The organism is Thioclava indica, from assembly GCF_000714545.1.
GTDB lineage: Bacteria > Pseudomonadota > Alphaproteobacteria > Rhodobacterales > Rhodobacteraceae > Thioclava > Thioclava indica.
The window spans coordinates 1-21,974 of record NZ_AUNB01000018.1 but is presented as its reverse complement, the minus strand read 5'-3'; the positions used below and the strand labels follow the sequence as shown (position 1 = coordinate 21,974).

The following is a 21,974-nucleotide window of genomic DNA, read 5'->3' as shown; positions in this document are numbered from 1 at the left end:
CTACACTGCGCGGTTGCTTGCGACAATCCCTCTGGCTTCCAAGTGTTTCAAATATCCCGGGGGGTCTGGGGGGCAGCGCCCCCCAGCCTGTTTATTCTGCGCCCTCCACATAGGCTTCAAGCGGCGGGCAGATGCAGACCAAGTTACGATCACCAAACACGTTATCGACGCGCCCGACGGGGGGCCAATACTTGTCCACGCGGAAGGCTCCGGGCGGGAAACAGCCCGCCTCACGCGAATAGGCGCGATCCCAGTCGGTCACCAAATCTTCGACGGTGTGGGGCGCGTGGCGCAGCGGGCTGTCCTCGGCGGAAATCTCTCCGTTTTCCACCGCCGCGATCTCATCACGGATCGCGAGAAGGGCTGTGATAAAGCGGTCGATTTCGGCCTTTGTCTCGCTTTCGGTCGGTTCCACCATCAAGGTCCCCGAGACCGGCCAAGACATCGTGGGGGCGTGGAACCCGTTGTCGACCAGCCGCTTGGCGATATCATCGACGCTCACCCCGACTTCGGCAAATTTGCGCGTATCCAAAATGCATTCATGCGCCACGCGGCCCCGATTGCCCATGAACAAGATCGGATAGGCAGATTTCAGCCGCGCCGCGATATAATTGGCGTTCAAAATCGCCACACGCGTCGCCTGCGTAAGCCCTGCCCCGCCCATCATCAGGACATAAGCCCATGAAATCAGCAGGATCGAGGCCGATCCGTAGGGAGCCGCGCTCACCGGACCTTCGTCGCCCCCGGTCTCGCCATGGCCGGGCAGGAAGGGCGCAAGATGGGCGCGCACGCCAATCGGCCCCATGCCCGGACCACCGCCGCCATGGGGAATCGCGAAAGTCTTGTGCAGGTTCAGGTGGCTGACATCACCGCCGATCTCGCCGGGTTTCACCAGCCCGACCAGCGCGTTCATATTGGCCCCGTCAATATAGACCTGACCGCCATGTTCGTGGGTGATCTCGCAGACCCGTTTTACCGTCTCCTCAAACACCCCGTGCGTCGAGGGATAGGTGATCATGCAAGCCGCAAGGTTCGCGCCCGCCGCCTTGGCCTTGGCCGTAAAATCCTCAAGATCCACATCGCCATTAGGGGCGGAATTGACCACGACGACCTTCATCCCCGCCATATGCGCCGAGGCCGGATTCGTCCCATGCGCCGACATCGGGATCAGGCAGACATCGCGTTGATCATCACCATTCGCGCGGTGATAGGCCGAAATCGTCAGCAGACCCGCATATTCCCCCTGCGCGCCCGAATTGGGCTGCATCGAGAACGCATCATATCCGGTGATTTCGCAGAGTTTCTCCGTCAGATCGGCGATCGCCTCGTGATAGCCCGCGGCCTGATCGGCAGGCACGAACGGGTGCAACGAGCCGAACTCGGGCCATGTCAGCGGCATCATCTCGGCGGCAGCGTTGAGCTTCATCGTGCACGATCCCAGCGGAATCATCGCCCGGTCCAGCGCCAGATCACGATCCGAGAGGCGGCGCATGTAGCGCATCATTTCGGACTCGGCGCGGTTCATGTGGAACACCGGATGGGTCAGATATTCGCTGGCGCGCAGCATCGCCTCGGGAACGCCCAAAGCGCCGGGTTGCGGGCCGACGGCCTCGATCCCGAACGCATCCAGCAGGCGCGTCACGATCCCCTCGTCGGTGGTCTCGTCGATAGAAATACCAACGCGGTCGCGCCCCACTTTACGCAGGTTGATCCCGCGATGACGCGCGGCGGCCATGATGCCCGCCTGCCCCACGCCAACCTTGACCGTAAGCGTGTCAAAGAACGCATCGGGTTCGACCACGGCCCCCGCCTCGCGCAGCGCGTTGGCGACATGGGTGGTGATGAAATGCACCCGCTCGGCAATTGCGCGCAGCCCCATCGGACCATGGAAAACGGCGTAAAACGAGGCCATCACCGCCAGCAACGCCTGCGCGGTGCAGACGTTCGAGGTGGCTTTTTCGCGCCGGATATGCTGTTCACGGGTTTGCAGGGACAGGCGATAGGCGCGGTTGCCATGGGCATCGACCGAGACCCCGACAATGCGCCCCGGCATCGCGCGTTTCATCTCATCGCGACACGCCATAAAGGCAGCATGCGGCCCGCCATAACCCATCTGCACACCGAACCGCTGCGCCGAGCCGACCGCAATATCGGCCCCCATCGCGCCGGGTTCCTTCAGCAGGCACAGCGCCAGCAGATCGGTTGCCATGATCGCCACTGCTTTGGCCGCGTGCAGCGCGTCGCATTGGGCGGTAAAGTCACGCACATGGCCGTAGGTGCCGGGATACTGGAAAATCGCACCAAAGACTTGATCAGCGTTCAGATCCTCGGGCGCGCCCACGGTCACCTCAATCCCCAGCGGTCGCGCGCGGGTTTTGATCACCTCGATGGTCTGGGGGTGGCAGTTTTCATCGACGAAAAACGCGCTCGCCTTGGATTTCGCCACGCGCTGCGCCATCGTCATCGCCTCGGCCGCCGCCGTTGCCTCATCGAGCAGCGAGGCATTGGCCACCGGCAGCCCGGTCAGGTCCGACACCACGGTCTGAAAGTTCAGCAGCGCCTCAAGACGGCCCTGCGCAATCTCGGGCTGATAGGGCGTGTAGGCGGTATACCAAGCCGGATTTTCAAGGATATTGCGCTGGATCGCAGGCGGGGTGACCGTGCCGTAATAGCCCTGCCCGATCAGGCTCACCATCACGCGGTTCTTGCGGCCCACCTCCTCCATCTTTTGCAGCAAGGCATATTCGGTGAGCGGCGCCCAGCCAAGCGGCTCAGCCTGACGGATGGATTTGGGCACGGTTTCGTCAATCAGCGCATCCAGATCGCGCGCCCCCACAGCCTTGAGCATCTCGGCCATCTCGTCTGGCGACGGCCCGATATGGCGGCGATTGGCGAAATCATAAGTGTCATAGGTCGTGGGGGTGAACATGGCGATTATCCGATAAATTTGGTGTAAGCGGCTTCGTCCATAAAGCCATCAAGCGCGGACATATCGGCCAGTTTCATCTTGAAAAACCATGCCTTACCCATCGGATCTTCGTTCACGAGGCCCGGATTGTCGGCCAGATCCTCGTTCACCGCGACGATCTCGCCATCCAGCGGTGCGACGATATCAGACGCGGCCTTGACGCTTTCGATCACGCAGATTTCGTCGCCTTTGGACACTTCGGTTCCGGCTTCGGGGAGTTCAACAAACACCACATCGCCAAGCTGTTCGCTTGCGTGTTTCGTGATGCCGACGATCACAAGATCGCCCTCGGGTTTCAGCCATTCATGGTCTTGCGTAAACTTCATCTGTCGCTCTCCTGTCGGTCGTTTTTTCAACGTTTATAGGTGGTGGGTTGGAAGGGCATCGGCGCGATCACAGCGGGCAGACGTTTGCCGCGCACCTCGCCGTAAACCGTCGTGCCCTCGGGCAGATCGGCGGGCAAATAAGCCATCGCCATCGGGGCCTCAATCGAGGGGCCAAAGCCGCCTGACGTAACCGTGCCAATCGGCGTGCCACCCTCGGCATCGGCATAGATTTCAACGCCTTCGCGCATTGGCGCGCGACCCTGCGGGCGCAGGCCAACGCGTTGGCGCGTAGCCCCGGTTTCAAGCTTCGCCAAGATCACATCCGCGCCCGGAAAGCCGCCTTCGCGCGCGCCACCGGTGCGGCGGATTTTCTGGATCGCCCAAGCGAGATTGGCCTCAACCGGCGTGGTAGTGGTGTCGATGTCATGGCCATACAGGCACAGCCCCGCCTCAAGCCGCAGGCTATCGCGCGCGCCCAAACCAATCGGTTCGACCGCCTCCATCGCCAGCAATGCGCGCGCGAATGCCTCGGCCTGCGCGGCGGGAACCGAGATTTCAAACCCGTCCTCGCCGGTGTAGCCCGAGCGCGAAATCCACAGCTCGGCCCCCTGCCAGTCGAACGTCGCGACATCCATGAACCGCATCGCCGCCACGCCCGGAACCAGCGTCTCAAGTGCCGTTTCAGCCGCCGGTCCTTGCAGCGCCAAAAGCGCACGGTCGGCGATCTCGACAACCTCGGGAATATGGGCGCGCAGGTGGGCCAGATCCGCCTCTTTGCAGGCCGCATTGACCACGACGAACAGGTGATCGCCGCGATTGGCGACCATCAGATCGTCCAGAATCCCGCCCGCATCATTGGTGAACATCGCGTAGCGCTGACGGCTCTCGCCCAGCCCGACCAGATTGACCGGCACCAGCGCCTCAAGGGCTGCGGCCGCATCGGATCCGGGCAAAATCACCTGCCCCATATGGCTGACATCAAACAGCCCGGCCTGCGCGCGCGTGTGCAGATGTTCTTTCATCACGCCCAACGGATATTGCACCGGCATCGCATAGCCCGCGAACGGCACCATTTTCGCGCCCAGTTCCCTGTGCAGATCGTAAAGCGGCGTCTGTTTCAGATCGCTCATCCGGCCTTCTCCCCGTTTAGCCGGATCGTCCGGCATCGACCAATGGGCCAAATGGCCCGCCCGATGCCCCCTCTGTCCGTGCCCAGCCCTTGCGGGGTTCGGGCGCCTGAGATCGTTATCCCTTCGGCGGGCGCATGGGGCGCCACTCTCCAGAGTCCTTGGTGAAATGCGGTCCTTTTGCCTGAGAGTTTACCGGGGCGGTTGCTCCTTCGGCCCTGCGGATTTTGCCGCAGCGTCTCCCGTATTCCACCCTATTCGCATAGCCGAGGCGCACGCGCCCTGACAAGCCCGATTCGCCAGATGCGCCGTTTTGGGGATAAAAGCGACCTGCGCGCGCAGGCAAAATGCCCAAGGAACAGGCGATGCGGCGCCCTAAAAGCGCGCTGCATTCAAATCTTGCTGACCGGACATTGGGCAAGCAGACGTTTCACATCGCGCGCGCTGCAAAGATCGGTCGCAGGCGAGGTCACCGCCGCCGAGGCCCCGGCTGCACCATGTTGCAGCGCCTCGGGCAAGGGCTTGCCGCGCGCCAGTGCCAGCGTGAAGGCGGCGACGAAACTATCGCCCGCCCCGACCTTGGACACGACCTTGACCTTGGCGGCCTTGGCAAACCAGCGCCCTTCGCGCGTGGCCAGCACATTGCCCTCCGAGCCGCGCGCCACGATCACCGCATGGGCCAAACCGCGCCGCACCAGATCTTGCGCGAAATCGGCACTGTCGGCGCGGGTGGGCAAGGGGCGATCGGCCAGACCTTCGGCCTCTAACTCGTCCATGCGCAGCAGATCAGCGGGGGGCGATTTCGCCTTGAGCAGATTGTGCAACGCTTTGCCCGAGGTATCGAGGAATAGCCGCGCCTTAGTGCGCGCAATTTTAGCGGCAAGGCGGGCGGGGAAATCCACGGGAATGCCGGGGGGTTGGCTGCCTGACAGCACCACGATCCCGCCCTCAGGCGCAGCGCGCGCGATACGGCTGAGGGCTTTGGACACATCGCGCTCGCCCCAATCGGGGCCGGGCATGACAAACCGGTATTGCTCGCACGTGGCGGTGTCGGTGGCGGTCAGGCTCATCCGCGTCTCACCCGGCGCAGGGAACGGATAAACGCCGATCCCGGCCTCGGCCAGCAGCCGCATCACCTTGTCGCCCGTCGGCCCGCCCAGCGCCACGAACGCGGTCGAGTTCCCCCCCAGCGCCGTGATCGCACGGCTGACATTCAACCCGCCCCCGCCCGGATCCGTTTGCGGGCGCGTGCAGCGCAGCTTGCGCTCGGGCACGATCCCCTCGGCAGAGGTCGAGAGATCAACCGTGGGGTTGAGCGTGATCGTCAGAATGGCCGTCATCGCGTAATCCTTGGCTGGCAAAGGTCTTGAGCGCGATCATGGCAGGTCACTGCGCGTGATCCAAGAGGCGTCGGCGCGCGCAAGGCTTAGAGATTGCAAAACGGGCCACACCTTTACAGCGCCGCCCGTTTCGATCTTGAAGGCTTACGCGTTCAAGCGGCGTGGCCTAGACGTCCAACTGATAGCCCGTGGGGACGAAACGATAGCCCGGCCCAGAGGTTTCCAGGAACCCGACACCGGGGAATGGCATGTGATAGCCGATAAAGGGCAAACGGTCTGCCGACACCATGCCCAGCAGCGATTTGCGCGTCGCGGCGGCTTGCGTCTTGTCCATATCGAAACGCACTTCCCATTCCGGACGACGCAGCGACCAGACGTAGTGGTTGGCCGTATCCACCGCCAAGACCAAGCCCTTGCCGCCGCTTTCCACCATATAGGCCATGTGGCCCGGCGTATGGCCGAACGCCTCGACCGCCGTAATACCCGAAACAACCGAATCCCCGCCTTTAATGAAAGCGAATTGATCCTCAAGCGGGCGCACCTTGGCCTCGAACGTGTCATTGCCGGCCTTGGACCAGTGATCGAACTCGGTCTGGCCGGTGATGTAGCGCGCATTCTTGAACGTCGCGCCGCCTTCGCCCATCAGCCCGCCGATGTGATCGCCATGCATGTGGGTGATGACAACGGTGGTGATATCTTCGGGCGCATGACCCGCCGCGGCAAGTGCTGCACTGGTGCCCGCGCTGTTCAGCCCGGTATCAAACAGGATCTTTTCGTCGCCCGCCTCGATCAGCGTCGGCGTAAAGAAATTGAGCGACGTGTCGGCAGGAATAAACGCTTCTTGCGAGAGGGCTGCGAACTCTTCGTCACTCGCGTTGAGGCCAAAGGTGCCGTGGGGGTTGTCCATCGGGCGATTGGCGGCAAGCAGCGTGGTCACCCCCATGTCTCCAAGCTGCATCTTGCGGTAGGGCGGGATAGCGGGTGGGGTTTGGGCCGTTTCGTCTTGGGCCTGCGCCATCGTAGCGCCAAGAATTGCAGGGGCGGCAGGCAAGGCAGCGGCGGTCATAAGGGCCGTTCGGCGTGTCATTAGTCGGCTGGTCATCGGTCTCTCCCAGTGGCAAATGCGTGAAACTCCCATGCCAAGATGGGCGCAAAGCACCCTCCTAACAAATGCCTAACGCACGCGAACGTGATTTAGTTCACTGCAATCAGGCAATAAGCGGCGCCCTCTCGCAAGTTCCCCACCCATAAAACGCCCCAACCGCTTTCGTCCTTATCGGGATTGCCCTGCACGCATAGCCCTCCATATGGACAAACGCGCCCTGCTATGAAACAGCAGGCGCCAACAGGAGTATGCCGAAATGACCACCATCACCCGTTTTGCCCCCTCACCGACCGGCTATATCCATGTCGGCAATCTGCGCACCGCGCTGATGAACTATCTGATTGCGCGCAAGACGGGGGGCCAGTTTATCCTGCGCCTTGACGATACCGATCAGGAACGCTCGAAACAGGAATATATCGACGCGCTGAAATCGGATCTGGAATGGCTGGGGCTGGAATGGGATCGCGAGGAACGCCAGTCTCTGCGCCTCGATCGCTACCGCGAGGTGGCTGAGGAATTGAAGGCTGCGGGCAAGCTTTACGAGTGTTTCGAAAGCCCGACTGAGCTGGATCTCAAGCGCAAGAAGCAGCTTAACATGGGCAAACCGCCGGTTTATGACCGCGCCTCGATGCATCTGTCTGAGGCCGAAAAAGAGGCCGCGCGCGCCGCTGGAAAAGACGGCTACTGGCGCTTCAAGCTGGAACTCGAGCGGATCGAGTGGACTGATGGCATTTTGGGCGATCTGTCGATTGATGCGGCGTCGGTGTCTGATCCGGTGCTGATCAAGGCCTCGGGTCAGGTGCTGTACACCTTTGCCTCGCCGGTCGATGACGCGGATATGAACATCACCCATATCGTGCGCGGCGGCGATCACGTCACCAACACCGCAACGCAAATTCAGATCATCGAGGCCATCGGCGGCAAAGTTCCCGCTTTTGCACACCACTCGCTGCTGACCGGCCCGCACGGCGAAGAGCTGTCCAAACGTCTCGGCGCGCTCTCAATCCGCGATCTGCGCGCCAAGGGTATCGCCCCCGAGGCGCTGCTCAGCATGATGGCGCGGCTTGGATCAAGCCAGCCGATCGAGCTGAAAATGAGCATGGATGAACTGGCCGATGGGTTTGACCTCAGCCAGTTCGGCTCTGCCCCCACCAAGTTCGATGCCGAAGACCTGATCCCGCTGACGCGCACGCGCAACCAGCACCTGCCCTTCGCGGTGGTGAAAGACCAAATCGCCGCCCTTGGCATTCCCGCCGAGCAGGCCGAACAATTCTGGGCCGTGGCATCGCAAAATATCGACACGCTCGGCGATCTCGATCACTGGGCCGATCTGTGCCTGAACGGCGCCGAGCCCGTGATCGACGCCGAGGACGCCGATTTCATCGCGCAGGCCATGACAATGCTGCCCGACGCGCCCTATTCCGACACCACCTGGAAAGACTGGACTACGGCGGTCAAGGACGCCACGGGCCGCAAGGGCAAGGGCCTGTTCATGCCGCTGCGCAAGGCCGTGACCGGTCAGGCCCACGGTCCCGACATGGGCAGTCTGATGCCGCTTTTGCACAAGGTGCGCGCGCGGGGCTGAGGGCTGCGACCCAAATCGTAAAGCCGCGTCAGGCCCAAACCGGTCGCACTCCTACCTTGAGGTCCATCAAAGCGTCATTATCTCTGATTTGATAAAATTGGCTCCTATTCAGGGAGAACAGCAATGATCACGTTGGAAGATGTTGAGGACATGTCTGCGCTCAGTCGTGCAGAAATCGATGCGCTGTCTGAGCATGAACACCTCAGCGCGTATGACGCGACGCTGTTGGGCGAATACATGATGCACGTCCATCATGGGCCGCAAAAGGTGAACGAGATGATTTGCGACGATATCCGCACCGCTTTGCACGCAGACAACGTGCCACAGGCGCACGAGTTATTTGCCGTTTTGCGCGCCTTTCTAGCCGAGCATCCAGACGCAGCCCGCGGCGCAAGCTGAGCGGCAAAGCCGCGCTCACTCAGATCGAAAATTCCGCAACGTCGCGCATTGCCGCCCAACCTTTCACCGCCCGCTCTCACGGGTTTGGGCGTTCGCACGCCTGCGCGATTGAGCGACATGTAATTCCCACATCCATCGTGATATGACTGCCCGCAACAGCGAGGGAATCATTTGGCGCATATCATCACGATTGCTCAACAAAAGGGCGGAGCGGGGAAAACTACGCTCGCAGTCAATCTCGCCATCGCATTTGCGAAACAAGATAAACGCGTGGCGATTCTTGATACCGATCCGCAAGGCTCGCTGGGGCGCTGGTTCATGACGCGGCGCGAATTGCTGGGCGATCCCGGCGTGGAATTTGCCACCTCCTCGGCTTGGGGTGTTGGCTATGAGTGCCAAAAACTCAGCGATAACAATGATATCGTGATCATTGACACGCCCCCCAAGGTCGATAGCGATTTAAAACCCGCCCTGCGCGAGGCCGATCTGGTGCTGGTGCCGGTGGGCTCGTCGCTCGTCGATCTTTGGGCGACCGATGGCGTTGTGGATCTGGCCGAACGGGTTGGCAAGCCCTGCGTGATCGTGCTGAACCGTGTGAAATCGGGCACCCGTCTGGCCGAGGATGTCGCTGCCGCCGCTGCCACCATTTCCTCCGAGGTCGCGACCGTCACTCTTGGTCACCGCGTCGTCTATGCACAGACCCTTGGCCAAGGGCTCGGCGCGCTAGAGGCCGGTAAATCCGCCGCCACGGCCGAGGTGAACGCCCTTGTCACCGAAATTTCGGCGCTGCTGGACGCGACAGAGTAAACGACGCTCAGGATTCCGGTTCGCGCGGCTCGGGTCGGGCGCGCCCATGCCCGGTATCGCGCCAGCGGTTGACCATCGGATAGCGCCGATCCAGCCAGAACGCTTTGCGCGATATGCGCGGCCCCGGCGCGGACTGAAAGCGTTTCCATTCCGCGATATACAGCAGGTGTTCGACCTTCTTGATCGTGTCGTGCTCAAATCCGCGCGCAACCAGATCAACGACCGAGGCGTCATCCTCGACCAGCCCCTCCAAGATCGCGTCCAGCACCGGATAGGGCGGCAGGCTGTCATCGTCGCGCTGATCGGGGCGCAGCTCGGCTGACGGGGGTTTGTCGATGATATTGGGCGGAATCACCTCGCCCGGCGCGCCCTTCATCCAGTCACGATGATTGGCATTGCGCCAGCGGCAGGTTTCAAACACGCGGGTCTTATAGAGATCCTTGATCGGATTGTAGCCACCGTTCATATCGCCGTAAATCGTGGCGTAGCCCACCGCCATTTCCGACTTATTGCCGGTGGTCAGCAGCATCTCACCGAACTTGTTCGAGATCGCCATCAACATCACCCCGCGCAGGCGCGACTGGATGTTTTCCTCTGTCACGTCGGGCTTCGTGCCCGCCATCAAATGCGCCAGCGCGCCGTTCACCGCATCGCGCGCCCCGTCGATTTTAACGGTATCAAGGCGCATATTCTGCCGCGTAGCCAGATCGGCGGCATCATCGAGCGAGCTTTGCGAGGTATATTCCGAGGGCAGCATCACGCAATGCACGTTTTCTGGCCCCAGCGCATCAGCGGCAATTGTCGCCACAAGCGCGGAATCAATCCCGCCCGAAAGACCCAATACCACCTTGGAAAATCCCGATTTGCCAAGGTAATCCGCCGTGCCCATCACCATCGCGCGGTAGTCCTGCTCCCACTCGCTCGGCTGCGGATCATCACGCCCCGCAACACAGGCCCAGCCATCTACGCCGCGCTCAAAATCGACGTGATCGACGATTTCATCGAACGGCGCGAATTGCGCCGCCAGCACGCCGTGACGATTCAGCACAAAGCTTGCCCCGTCAAACACCTGATCGTCCTGCCCGCCCACGGCGTTCAGATACACCAGCGGCAAGCCGGTCTCGGTCACGCGCGCCACCATGTGATTCATCCGAGTGTCCAGCTTGGAACGATAATAGGGCGAGCCATTGGGCACGATCAAAATCTCGGCCCCCGTTTCGGCCAGCGTCTCGGTCACATCCGGATGCCACGCGTCTTCGCAAATCGGCGAGCCAATGCGCACGCCATTGATCGCGTAGGGGCCGGAAATCGGGCCGATATCGAACAGGCGGTATTCGTCGAAAATGCCTTTATGGGGCAGCTCGTGCTTAAGCATCCGCGCCACCAGCTTGCCGTCTTTCCAAACCCAATAGGCGTTGTACTGCCCGCTGTCGTCCCAGAACGGCCCGCCAATGCCCAGCGCCGGACCATCGGTGATGCGCGCGCCCAACGCCTCCATCGCGGCGGTGGCATCGCGCACGAAGGCGCGCTTGGCGATCAGATCCTGCGTTTGATAGCCCGTCAGGAACATCTCGGGCAGCGCGACCATATCCGCGCCCGCAGCGCGCCCCTGCTGCCAGGCGGCATAGGCTTTGTCGGCATTGGCCTGCAGCGCGCCCACGGTCGGGTTAAGCTGGGCAAGAGTCAGGCGGAAACGATCGGCCATGGGCATCCTCGGGTTCTCTGTCTGCCTCTCGTTTAACACAAAGCTGCGGGCAGAAAAGAGCGCGCGGGCAAAAGCGCGCCTTGCGCAACGCCACACCCGCTTGTCACCTTCGGACCTGTTGCTTACTCTAAAGGTTAACAGCGGCGGGGCGAATCCCGTCTGACATCCGGGCAGAGCAGATCGAGGACAGGCATGGCAGGGGCGCGGCTTCGCATCATGACATCGGCGGCATTGATTGCCGCAACTTTCGGCGCGCAGGGAGCGCACGCGCAAGAGGTCATCACCAAGCAATATGATGACGGCGGTCTTTACGAGGGCACGTTCACCGATGGCAAGCAGGATGGCTACGGCACCTATAAACTCCCCTCAGGCTATGAATATGACGGTCAGTGGGTCATGGGCGAAATCCGCGGCCAGGGGCGCGCACGCTTTCCCAACGGCTCGGTCTATGAGGGCCAGTTCGCGCGCGGCAAGCCAGATGGTCAGGGCAAGATCACATTCGCCGATGGCGGCACCTATGAGGGCGATTGGAAGGGCGGTGAAATCACCGGCACTGGGGTTGCCCATTACGCCAACGGCTCGATCTACAAAGGCCAGTTTCGCAACGCGATGCATGACGGCAAAGGCACGCTCGAATCCGCCAATGGCTATCGTTACGAAGGCGACTGGGTGGCGGGTGTCAAACAAGGCACAGGGCTGATCACTTATCCTGATGGCTCGACCTATGACGGCCAGATAAAAAACGGGCAGCGCGCCGGGGACGGCACGCTGAAAATGGCGAACGGGCTGATCTATGAGGGCCAGTGGAAAGACGGCCAGATGAACGGTATGGGCAAGCTGACCCAGTCCAATGGCGACGTCTATGAAGGCCAGATGGTCAATGGCAAGCGCCACGGTCGCGGCCGCGTCACCTATGCCAATGGCGATATCTATGAGGGCGATTTCCTACTCGACAAGCGCCACGGCACGGGCACCTTCAAGGGCACGGATGGGTATCTTTACGAGGGCGATTGGAGCGAGGGCCGCATCGAGGGCGCAGGCAAGGTCACCTATCCTGATGGCTCTGTTTATGAGGGGCAATTCAAGGGTGATCTGCCCGATGGTCAGGGCAAGATTACCTATCCCGATGGCTCGAGCTATGAGGGCGGATGGGTTGCAGGCGTCATCGAAGGGTCCGGCATCGCGCGCTACGCCAACGGGCTGGTCTATGAGGGCCAGTTCAAGGATGCGCGCAACCACGGCACCGGCAAGATGACCTACCCCGATGGCTATTCCTATGAGGGCGACTGGGCTGATGGCCAACGTCAGGGCACAGGCATCGCGCGCTACGCCGATGGCACGGTTTATGAGGGCCATTTCGACGCCGGTCAGCGCGATGGCACGGGCAAGTTAACCATGCCTGACGGGTTTTCCTATGAAGGCCAATGGCGCAACGGTGCAATCGCCGGTGAGGGCCGCGCCACCTATGCCAATGGCGATGTGTATGAGGGCCATTTCAGCAATGGCAAACGCGAAGGTCAAGGCACGATGACCTATGCCTCGGGCAAGGTTGCGCAGGGCAAGTGGAAAGAAGGCACGCTGAGCGCAGCGCCCGGGGATGCGCCCAGCGCCGCACCGGACGCGACCGAGACGACACCCGAAGCCGAAGTGCCAACCGACGCTGGCACCCCGCCTGCCGAGGCGGCACCGGAGGCTGCCCTCCCCGCAGAGAGCGGCGGCGCGAACAATTAACGCGCGACCGCTGCGCCTGTGAGACGCGTTGGATGCCTCCGGCGGGAGTATTTTTGGCTAGATGAAAGGGGTTAGACCCGCTCGCCTGCGTCAAGCTTGGCCAGAATATCGGCGGCGCTGTCGAGCTTGTCTTGGCGGGTCTGCGCGTCTTGTTTGTCCCAGTTGCGATAGATCAGCGCCATGCGGGGATTGCCCTCAAAGCGGTCGCGATGGCGGTCGAGGAAATGCCAATAAAGGCTGTTGAACGGGCACGCCCCCTGCCCCGACTTGGCGCGCACATCATAGACGCAGCCTGCGCAATAGTCCGACATCTTGTCGATATAGGCGCCCGACGAAATATAGGGTTTAGAGGCCACAACGCCGCCATCAGAATACTGGCTCATGCCCGCCGTATTGGGCGCTTCGACCCATTCGAACGCGTCGATATAGACCGCCAGAAACCAATCCTGCACCTGCGCGGGATCAACGCCTGCGAGCAGCGCGAAATTGCCCGCCACCATCAGGCGCTGGATGTGATGGGAATAGGCAAGATCGCGGGTTTGAGTGACCGTGGCCTTCAGGCAAGCCATGTCCGTTTCGCCCGACCAATAGGCCCAAGGCAGATCGCGCTGGTGATCCAGGCCATTGCGCGCGGTGTAATCGGGCCCCTCGAAGAAATAGATCCCGCGCACATATTCGCGCCAACCCAGGATCTGGCGAATGAATCCCTCGGCGGACTGGATCGGCACATCGCCTGCTTTCCAAGCCTCCTCTGCCGCCGCGCAGACCTCTTGCGCAGAGAGCAGGCCGATATTGAGCGCGCCGGACAAAAGCGCATGATAGAGCAGCGGATCGTCGCTCAGCATCGCATCCTGATAGGGGCCAAAATCGCGCAGATTGTGGGTGATGAAATGATCAAGCGCGCGCAATGCCTGAGCGCGGCTCACGGGCCAGTTGAACCCCTCAAGCGTGCCAAAATTATCGGGAAACTCGGCCTCGACCATCTCAAGCACCTCTTGCACCAAAGCGTCTTTGCGAAAGGTTGGCGCAGGGGTGCGAAACAGATCGGGCTGGGCGGGTTTGCGGTTGTCCTTGTCGAAATTCCATTGCCCGCCTGCGGGTTTATCACCCTCCATCAGAAGCCCCGTTTCGCGGCGCATCTCGCGATAAAACCACTCCATCCGCAGCTCTTTGCGCCCTTTGGCCCAGTCGGAAAATCGACCTTCCGAGCAGAAAAACCGATCATCTGGCAGTTGTTGGATCGGTATCGGGCTGGCATCAAACGCCTCGCGCAAGCGCCATTCGCCCGGTGCGATCACCGACGCCTCATCGGCCCCCACCTCATCGGCGCGTCGCGCGATTTCGCCGGGCAGCGAGCCGGCGTTTTCCGGATCGGTCAGCTTGGTGTAGCAAAGCTGCCAGCCCGCCTGTGTCAGCTCATCTCCAAAGCGGCGCATCGCGGCAAAGACCAGCGCGAGTTTCTGCTTGTGATGGGCGGCGTAGGTCGCCTCGGCGCGCACCTCGGCCATCATCACCACGTCGCTTGTCTTATCAGCACCACGCAGGGCCGCGCCGTCATGGCTTAGCTGGTCGCCCAGCACAACGATCAACCTCGTCATAGATCATCTTGCGCGTCATGCCGCGATCGACCAGACAGCGCGCCTCCGGTAACAAACACTTTGCAGGCGGTCGGATCTACCATGGGATGTCCTTTCCAGCGTAGTCATAAAAGCCGCCTGTTTGCGCCGGGCTCAACCCCTCTAGCACATCCAGCAGATGGCGTGCGGCCTGCGCAGGGGGCAGTTTGTCGCGCGGATAATCGGCGGTGAAGGGCGTATCGACCGTGCCCGGATGTAAACACGCCACGACAAGGCGCGGATGGCTGCGGGCCAGTTCGACCGATGCGCCGTGGATCAGTTGATTGAGCGCGGCTTTCGCGGTGCGGTAACTATACCATCCGCCCAAGCGATTATCACCAATCGAGCCAACGCGCGCCGACAGCACTGAAAACCGCGCCGTCCGGTCGCGCGGCAGTAACCGGCGCGCATGTTTGAGCACCAGCGCAGGCCCCATCGCATTGACCCTGAATTGCGCCGCCATTTCCTGCGCACCAAGCTGTGCGAGCGTCTTTTCGGGCGTTCCAAGCTGACCGCTGGCCACGAAGATCAGATCGAACGGCGCGCTCAGCGCACCCAAGCCCGCAGCGATGCTGTCCTCGTCACAAATATCAAACCCATCGCGCGATCGTGACAGCCCCGTCACGCGATAGCCGCGCGCCTCCAACTCGGACCGGATCGCCACGCCAATCCCGCCTGTATCGCCAATCACAAGCGCCTGATCTGTCATCGCTCTCCCCCCTTGGATATGGCTTTCGCTTGACACAAGGGCTACGCGAGGCGCGCCGCACTGGTTTCTTTTTTCCTTTCCATTCCGAAAACAGCGCCTATAGTCGCCCCCATGACACGGGACCAACATATCCAAATTTCCGCAGCCGGGGCGCAAGCCCGTGGCGCGCTGACCCGTGGTCTCCTTCTACTTAGCAGCCTCTGAGCGTGCCCTGCCCGGGCGCGACCGCTCAGGGGTAAACAGCGCCCGGACCGATCCCGACCGCCACCGCGCAACGCTGGCCTTCGGGACAAACTAACGCTAAGACCCGCTAAGAAAGAGACAACAAATGGCACCGACCATGACCGATAAATCCAAAGTCCTGATTTTTGACACCACCCTGCGCGATGGCGAACAATCGCCGGGCGCCACGATGACGCATGACGAAAAGCTCGAGATTGCAGAACTGCTTGACGAGATGGGCGTGGACGTCATCGAGGCCGGGTTCCCGATTGCATCTATCGGTGATTTCGAGGCCGTCAGCGAGATCGCGAAACGCTCGAAGAACTCGGTGATCTGCGGGCTGGCGCGCGCGAAGATGCCCGATATCGACCGCGCCTGGGAGGCCGTGCAACACGCGGCCAAGCCGCGCATCCATACTTTTATCGGCACCTCGCCGCTGCATCGTGCCATTCCCGACCTCAGCATGGACGAGATGGCGCAGGTGATCCATGACACGGTCAGCCATGCGCGCAACCTGTGTGATGATGTGCAATGGTCGCCAATGGATGCCACGCGCACCGAGCATGACTACCTGTGCCGCGTAATCGAAATCGCGATCAAGGCCGGGGCCACCACGATCAACATCCCCGACACGGTGGGCTACACCGCGCCGCGCGAAAGTGCCGATCTGATCAAGATGCTGATCGAGCGGGTGCCGGGCGCGGATGAGATCATCTTTGCCACGCATTGCCACAACGACCTTGGCATGGCGACAGCGAACTCGCTGGCCGCGGTCGAGGCCGGTGCGCGCCAGATCGAGTGCACGATCAACGGCTTGGGCGAACGTGCGGGCAACACCGCACTCGAAGAAGTCGTGATGGCAATGAAAGTGCGCCACGACATCATGCCCTACGATACCGGGATCGACACCACGAAGATCATGAACCTCTCGCGCCGCGTGGCGCAGGTTTCGGGCTTTGCGGTGCAGTTCAATAAAGCCATCGTGGGCAAGAATGCGTTTCTGCACGAAAGCGGCATCCATCAGGATGGCGTGCTGAAAAACGTCGAGACGTTCGAGATTATGAAACCCGCCGATATCGGGCTGAATGAGGCCAATATCGCGATGGGCAAACACTCGGGGCGCGCGGCGCTGCGCGCCAAGCTCAACGATCTGGGCTATGAACTGGGCGATAACCAGCTCAAGGATGTGTTCGTGCGCTTCAAGGCGCTGGCCGATCGCAAGAAGGAAATCTACGACGACGACCTGATCGCGCTGATGACCGATAGCGCCGCCAATACCGACAGCGATTATCTGCAGGTGAAATGGCTGCGTGTGGTCTGCGGCAGCGATGGTCAGGAAGCCGAGCTGAAGATGCTGGTGGATGGCCAAGAGAAGTCGTGCAAAAGCGAGGGCGATGGCCCCGTCGATGCCGTGTTCAAATGCGTCAAGGAAATCTACCCGACCGAGGCCAAGCTGAAACTGTATCAGGTGCATGCCGTGACCGAGGGGACGGATGCGCAGGCGACCGTGTCGGTGCGCATGGAGGAAGACGGGCGCATCGTGACCGGCTCGGCGTCAGATACCGATACCATCCTCGCCAGCGTCAAAGCCTATGTCGGCGCGCTCAACAGGCTGCGGGTGCGCAGCCAGAAAACGGCACCCGATGCCGATGTAAAATCGGTCAGCTACAAGCTTTGAGCCTAGAGTGAGTGCATCTTTAAGGGCAGCCCCAGCGGCTGCCCTTTCGCATGACGCGCAAGCCCGTCAAAACCAACGAAAATAGCACGTTTTCGTGACGTATCGCATAATGAACATTTTGCCCGCCTCTTATTCGGGTTTCGCGAGGCAGAAAGTTGAAAAAGGTCAAGTGCTTGCTTCCCCTTGCGCGGATTGCCGCAACCGGCGCGGGGGGCACGCGCAAATCCGCTTCCACGTCTTGCAGGCTTTGACTATACCCGGCGCGAGCCACGGCTGGGACGAGTCGGGGGCAAGTTAAGATTTTGGCGACGGGACAGGCGAAAAATGGTAGGCGGGCTCTTTTCCTCAGACATGGCGATTGACCTCGGCACGGCGAACACGCTGGTCTATATCAAAGGCAAGGGGATCGTGTTGAACGAACCCTCGGTTGTTGCCTATCACGTCAAGGATGGCAAAAAGCAGGTGCTCGCCGTGGGCGAAGACGCCAAGCTGATGCTGGGGCGCACGCCCGGCTCGATCGAGGCGATCCGCCCGATGCGCGACGGTGTTATCGCCGATTTTGACAGCGCCGAAGAGATGATCAAACATTTCATTCGCAAGGTTCATAAACGCTCGACCTTCTCGAAACCGAAAATCATCGTCTGCGTCCCCCATGGCGCAACGCCGGTGGAAAAACGCGCAATCCGTCAGTCGGTTCTCTCCGCTGGCGCACGGCGCGCGGGCCTGATTGCGGAACCGATTGCCGCCGCGATTGGCGCAGGCATGCCGATCACCGATCCCACCGGCTCGATGGTGGTCGATATCGGCGGCGGCACGACCGAAGTGGCCGTTCTCAGCCTTGGCGATATCGTTTACGCGCGCTCGGTGCGCGTGGGCGGCGACCGCATGGATGAGGCGATCATCAGCTATCTGCGGCGCAACCAGAACCTTCTGGTCGGCGAATCCACCGCCGAGCGGATCAAGACCACGATCGGCACGGCGCGCATGCCCGATGATGGGCGCGGCATGAGCCTGCATGTGCGCGGGCGCGATTTGCTCAATGGCGTGCCGAAAGAGACCGAAATCACGCAGGCGCAAGTCGCCGAGGCGCTCAGCGAACCGGTGCAGCAAATCTGCGACGCGGTGATGCAGGCGCTCGAAACCACCCCGCCCGATCTGGCCGCTGATATCGTGGATCGCGGCGTGATGCTGACGGGGGGCGGTGCGCTGCTGGGCGAGCTGGATCTGGCGCTGCGCGAGCAGACGGGCCTGTCGATCTCGATCGCGGACCAGTCGCTCAACTGTGTTGCTTTGGGAACCGGCAAGGCGCTTGAATATGAAAAGCAGCTTCGCCACGTCATTGATTACGATAGCTGATCCGGGCACACCCCGGTCAGCCGCGCTAACCGGAGACGGAATTGGCCAGAAACCGCGATAACGAAGATTATCTTGGACCGCTGCGCCGCGTGGGCGTGGCGCTTTTGGCGTTGATTTTGCTGGTCTTCTTCATACTCTGGCGCGCCGACAGCCCCCGGATGGAGCGCGTGCGCTCGGCTCTGGTGGATCGTTTTGTGCCCAGCTTTGACTGGATGATGGCGCCGGTGGGCAAGCTGACCGATATGGTCGAGGGGTTCCAATCCTACGCCCGCATCTATGAGCAAAATCAGGAATTGCGCCGCGAATTGCAGCAGATGAAAAGCTGGAAAGAGGCCGCCGTTCAGCTAGAGCAACAAAACGCAAAGCTGCTGGCGCAAAACAACGTGCGGCTGGATCCTAAACTGACCTCGGTGTCGGGGCGGGTGCTGGCCGATAGCGGCTCGCCATTTCGCAAATCGGTGCTGCTGAATGTGGGCAAGCGCGACGGGATCGTCGATGGTTGGGCGACGATGGACGGGCTGGGGCTGGTCGGGCGGATCTCGGGCGTGGGGAAATCCACAAGCCGTGTTTTGCTACTCACCGACGCCTCAAGCCGCATCCCGATCACGATCCCCGCCTCGGGGCAAAACGCGATTCTTGCAGGCGATAACTCCCCTTATCCGGTGATCGATTTCCTTGAACACCCCGAGCGCGTGCGTCCCGGCGACCGGGTGATTTCCTCGGGCGATGGCGGCGTGTTTCCCGCCGGTCTGCTGGTCGGGCAGATTTTTCAGGGGCGCGACAAACGGATGCGGGTGCGCCTTGCGGCTGATTACGAGCGGCTCGATTTCCTGCGCGTACTGCGCTCGCACCCGGCGGAGCGCATCGGCGCGGCAGGTGGGCTGATTGCGCCCGATCCGGCACTGATTGAACGCGAAGCGGCGCAAAAAGCGCGCGATGAGGCCAGCGAGGGCGCATTGCAACCCGAAGACGGCACCGCAACCGGGGGCGACGGGACGGCAAGCCAATGATCGACCCGCTCACCAGCCGGCGCATCCGCTATCGCGCGCTTTACGTTGCGATTGCGCTGGTGTTGATCCTCGTGCGCATGCTGCCCGTCGATCACACGCCCGGCGGTCTGCCCGGCCCCGATTTGACGCTGGCGATCACATTGGCTTGGCTGCTGCGCCGCCCCGAATATGTGCCCGCTCTTCTAATCGTGGCCGTGTTTTTACTGGAAGACATGCTATTCTGGCGGCCAATCGGGCTTTGGGCGCTTATCGTTCTGGGCGCGACCGAGTTTTTGCGCGCGCGTGAGCAATCTCTGCGCGATTTGCCATTTGCCTTGGAATGGGCGCTGGTCGCGGCGATATTGGTCGCGATGATGGTGGTCAAACGGGTGGTGCTGATTGTGGTGCTGCTGGATCAACCCTCGCTGGGGCTAGAGCTGTTCCAGATGCTGATGACGCTGGCGGCCTATCCGGTTGTGGTGCTGGTGTCGCGGGTCGGGTTTGGGCTGCGCCGGGCAGCCCCGGGTGAAGTCGACGCCTTCGGGCACAGATTATAAGGAAAGGGGCACGCGATGAGACGATCCCCGAAAGAGACGCAAGAAAGCACCCGCCGCATCACGCGCCGCGGGCTGATGCTGGGTGGCGCGCAGCTGGCGGTGGTTGCGGTGCTGGCCGCGCGGATGCGCAAAATGCAGGTCGAAGACGCCAGCCAATACCGTCTGCTGGCCGAGGGTAACTCGGTCAAGATCCGGCTGATCCCGCCGGCGCGCGGGTTGATTTATGATCGCAACGGCGTGTTGCTGGCGGGAAACGAGCAGAACTACCGCGTCACGATTACGCGCGAGGATAGCGATGACGTGGACGCCACGCTGGCCGAGCTGCGCCGCCTTGTGCCCATCACCGATAGCGATGCCGCCGATATCTTGCATGACATCCGCCGCCGCCCGCCGACCACGCCCGTTACGGTCGCGGATCGTCTGACATGGGACGAGTTTTCGCGCGTCGCCGTCAACAGCCCTTCCCTGCCCGGCGTGAACCCCGATGTTGGCCTGTCACGCCTTTATCCACGCCATGATGATTTCGCCCATGTCATCGGCTATGTCGGCCCGGTTTCGGACTACGATCTCAGCAAGATGGACGATCCCGACCCGTTGCTGATGATCCCGAAATTCCAGCTTGGCAAAACCGGGATCGAAGCCAAGGAAGAAGACGTCTTGCGCGGCGAGGCCGGGCAGCGGCGCATCGAGGTGAACTCGGCGGGGCGCGAAATGCGTGAACTCTCGCGCGAGCCGGGCAAGCCGGGAGAGAACCTGCAACTGACCGTCGATTACCGGCTGCAAAACTACGCGCTCCAGCGGCTGGAAGAAGAATCAGCCGCGACGGTGCTGATCGACGTAACCAATGGCGATGTGTTGGCCTGTGCGTCCGCGCCCTCGTTTGATCCCAATATGTTCGTGCGAGGGATTTCCGTCGCGCAGTATAAAACGCTGACGCAGGACGATCACCGCCCGCTTGCCGATAAATCGGTGCAGGGCCTTTATCCGCCGGGCTCGACTTATAAAATGGTCACCGCGCTGGCCGCCCTTGAGGCCGGGCTCGTCAAGCCCAATGAAACCGTCTGGTGCCCGGGCTATGTCGAGATTGCGGGGCGGCGTTTTCACTGCTGGAAACGCGCAGGCCACGGCCATGTCGATATGACCAAAAGCATGGAGCAAAGCTGCGACGTTTATTACTACGAGATGTCCCAGCGCGTCGGCATCGACAAAATGAGCGAAATGGCCAATCGGCTGGGTCTTGGCGTGCGCCCTGACCTGCCGATGTCCGCCGTCAAAGAGGGCGTGGCCCCCACCAAAGAGTGGAAAAAGGAACGCTACGGCAAGGATTGGTTGATCGGCGACACTGCCAACGCGGCAATTGGTCAGGGCTATGTTCTGGCCTCGCCGATGCATCTTGCGATCATGACCGCGCGCATCGCGAGCGGCAAAAAAGTCGAGCCGCGCCTGATCCGCACCCGCGACGGGATCGAGCAACCGGTGCGCGTCAGCGACGATCTTGGCATTGCCAAGGCCCATCTCGACGATGTGCGCAAAGGCATGACGGCGGTGGTGAACTCGTCACGCGGCACCGGGCGAGGCTCGCGCATCGCGATGGCGGAATGGAAGATGGCGGGCAAATCGGGCACCAGTCAGGTGCGCAACATCTCCAAGGCCGAGCGCGCGCGCGGCGTCATCCGCAACGACCAACTGCCTTGGGATCGGCGCGACCATGCGCTGTTCGTGGCTTTCGCCCCGATCGACAATCCGCGCTACGC

Annotated in this window: 17 protein-coding genes and 1 riboswitch; of the genes, 9 read left to right on the top strand and 8 right to left on the bottom strand. The window is 61.6% G+C overall.

Going from position 1 to position 21,974, the window contains the following annotated elements:
• Positions 1 to 91: 91 nt before the first annotated feature.
• From gcvP to DT23_RS06140, 5 genes are all read right to left on the bottom strand, one after another.
• Positions 92 to 2,929, bottom strand: coding sequence for an aminomethyl-transferring glycine dehydrogenase (gcvP, locus tag DT23_RS06160; protein ID WP_038129479.1), 2,838 nt, complete (start codon positions 2,927 to 2,929; stop codon positions 92 to 94).
• A gap of 5 nt (positions 2,930 to 2,934) precedes the next feature.
• On the bottom strand, positions 2,935 to 3,294 hold the full coding sequence (gene gcvH / locus DT23_RS06155) for a glycine cleavage system protein GcvH (RefSeq protein ID WP_038129476.1): 360 nt from the start codon (positions 3,292 to 3,294) through the stop codon (positions 2,935 to 2,937).
• A gap of 26 nt (positions 3,295 to 3,320) precedes the next feature.
• Positions 3,321 to 4,424, bottom strand: coding sequence for a glycine cleavage system aminomethyltransferase GcvT (gcvT, locus tag DT23_RS06150; RefSeq protein WP_038129475.1), 1,104 nt, complete (start codon positions 4,422 to 4,424; stop codon positions 3,321 to 3,323).
• Between the two features lie 159 nt (positions 4,425 to 4,583).
• Positions 4,584 to 4,676: riboswitch (glycine riboswitch) on the bottom strand.
• Positions 4,677 to 4,813: 137 nt separating this feature from the next.
• A complete protein-coding gene (locus DT23_RS06145; protein WP_038129474.1) occupies positions 4,814 to 5,761 on the bottom strand; it encodes a 1-phosphofructokinase family hexose kinase in 948 nt (315 codons plus the stop codon).
• A gap of 166 nt (positions 5,762 to 5,927) precedes the next feature.
• Positions 5,928 to 6,863, bottom strand: a complete 936-nt coding sequence (locus tag DT23_RS06140) for an MBL fold metallo-hydrolase (protein ID WP_038129471.1) — start codon at positions 6,861 to 6,863, stop codon at positions 5,928 to 5,930.
• A 259-nt stretch (positions 6,864 to 7,122) separates the two neighbouring features.
• On the opposite strand from DT23_RS06140, the gene gltX reads away from it, so the two are divergent.
• From gltX to parA, 3 genes are all read left to right on the top strand, one after another.
• Entirely contained in the window at positions 7,123 to 8,451 is a 1,329-nt protein-coding gene (gltX, locus tag DT23_RS06135; RefSeq protein WP_038129470.1) for a glutamate--tRNA ligase, read from the top strand.
• A gap of 123 nt (positions 8,452 to 8,574) precedes the next feature.
• Positions 8,575 to 8,850 carry a hypothetical protein gene (locus DT23_RS06130; protein ID WP_038129469.1) on the top strand — a complete coding sequence of 92 codons (276 nt, stop codon included), beginning with the start codon at positions 8,575 to 8,577 and terminating at the stop codon, positions 8,848 to 8,850.
• A gap of 171 nt (positions 8,851 to 9,021) precedes the next feature.
• Complete coding sequence (gene parA, locus DT23_RS06125; protein WP_038129466.1) at positions 9,022 to 9,657, top strand: ParA family partition ATPase; 636 nt, start codon at positions 9,022 to 9,024, stop codon at positions 9,655 to 9,657.
• Between the two features lie 7 nt (positions 9,658 to 9,664).
• On the opposite strand, the gene DT23_RS06120 is transcribed toward parA, so the two are convergent.
• Complete coding sequence (locus DT23_RS06120; RefSeq protein ID WP_051697086.1) at positions 9,665 to 11,362, bottom strand: NAD+ synthase; 1,698 nt, start codon at positions 11,360 to 11,362, stop codon at positions 9,665 to 9,667.
• Positions 11,363 to 11,554: 192 nt separating this feature from the next.
• Between DT23_RS06120 and DT23_RS06115 the strand changes: the two genes are divergently transcribed.
• Positions 11,555 to 13,093 (top strand): MORN repeat-containing protein, encoded by a 1,539-nt coding sequence (locus tag DT23_RS06115; RefSeq protein ID WP_051697085.1) that lies wholly within the window; start codon positions 11,555 to 11,557, stop codon positions 13,091 to 13,093.
• Between the two features lie 71 nt (positions 13,094 to 13,164).
• Here the strand turns inward: DT23_RS06115 and DT23_RS06110 are convergent, their stop codons facing one another.
• Together DT23_RS06110 and DT23_RS06105 are read right to left on the bottom strand one after the other, a co-directional pair.
• Positions 13,165 to 14,691 carry a cryptochrome/photolyase family protein gene (locus DT23_RS06110; RefSeq protein ID WP_038129463.1) on the bottom strand — a complete coding sequence of 509 codons (1,527 nt, stop codon included), beginning with the start codon at positions 14,689 to 14,691 and terminating at the stop codon, positions 13,165 to 13,167.
• Between the two features lie 76 nt (positions 14,692 to 14,767).
• Complete coding sequence (locus tag DT23_RS06105) at positions 14,768 to 15,418, bottom strand: SDR family NAD(P)-dependent oxidoreductase (protein ID WP_038129461.1); 651 nt, start codon at positions 15,416 to 15,418, stop codon at positions 14,768 to 14,770.
• 340 nt (positions 15,419 to 15,758) lie between these two features.
• Between DT23_RS06105 and DT23_RS06100 the strand changes: the two genes are divergently transcribed.
• The 5 genes from DT23_RS06100 to mrdA all read left to right on the top strand — a co-directional run.
• The gene (locus DT23_RS06100; RefSeq protein WP_038129459.1) at positions 15,759 to 17,318 is read left to right on the top strand and encodes a 2-isopropylmalate synthase; all 1,560 of its coding nucleotides are present in this window, start codon (positions 15,759 to 15,761) and stop codon (positions 17,316 to 17,318) included.
• A 324-nt stretch (positions 17,319 to 17,642) separates the two neighbouring features.
• Positions 17,643 to 18,674, top strand: a complete 1,032-nt coding sequence (locus DT23_RS06095) for a rod shape-determining protein (RefSeq protein ID WP_038129458.1) — start codon at positions 17,643 to 17,645, stop codon at positions 18,672 to 18,674.
• A 41-nt stretch (positions 18,675 to 18,715) separates the two neighbouring features.
• Positions 18,716 to 19,684, top strand: coding sequence for a rod shape-determining protein MreC (mreC, locus tag DT23_RS06090; RefSeq protein WP_081846956.1), 969 nt, complete (start codon positions 18,716 to 18,718; stop codon positions 19,682 to 19,684).
• Positions 19,681 to 20,220, top strand: coding sequence for a hypothetical protein (locus DT23_RS06085; protein ID WP_038129457.1), 540 nt, complete (start codon positions 19,681 to 19,683; stop codon positions 20,218 to 20,220). Before mreC ends, DT23_RS06085 begins: the two co-directional genes overlap by 4 nt.
• A gap of 15 nt (positions 20,221 to 20,235) precedes the next feature.
• Positions 20,236 to 21,974: penicillin-binding protein 2 (mrdA, locus tag DT23_RS06080; protein WP_038129456.1), on the top strand; the 1,739-nt coding region annotated here is incomplete at its 3' end.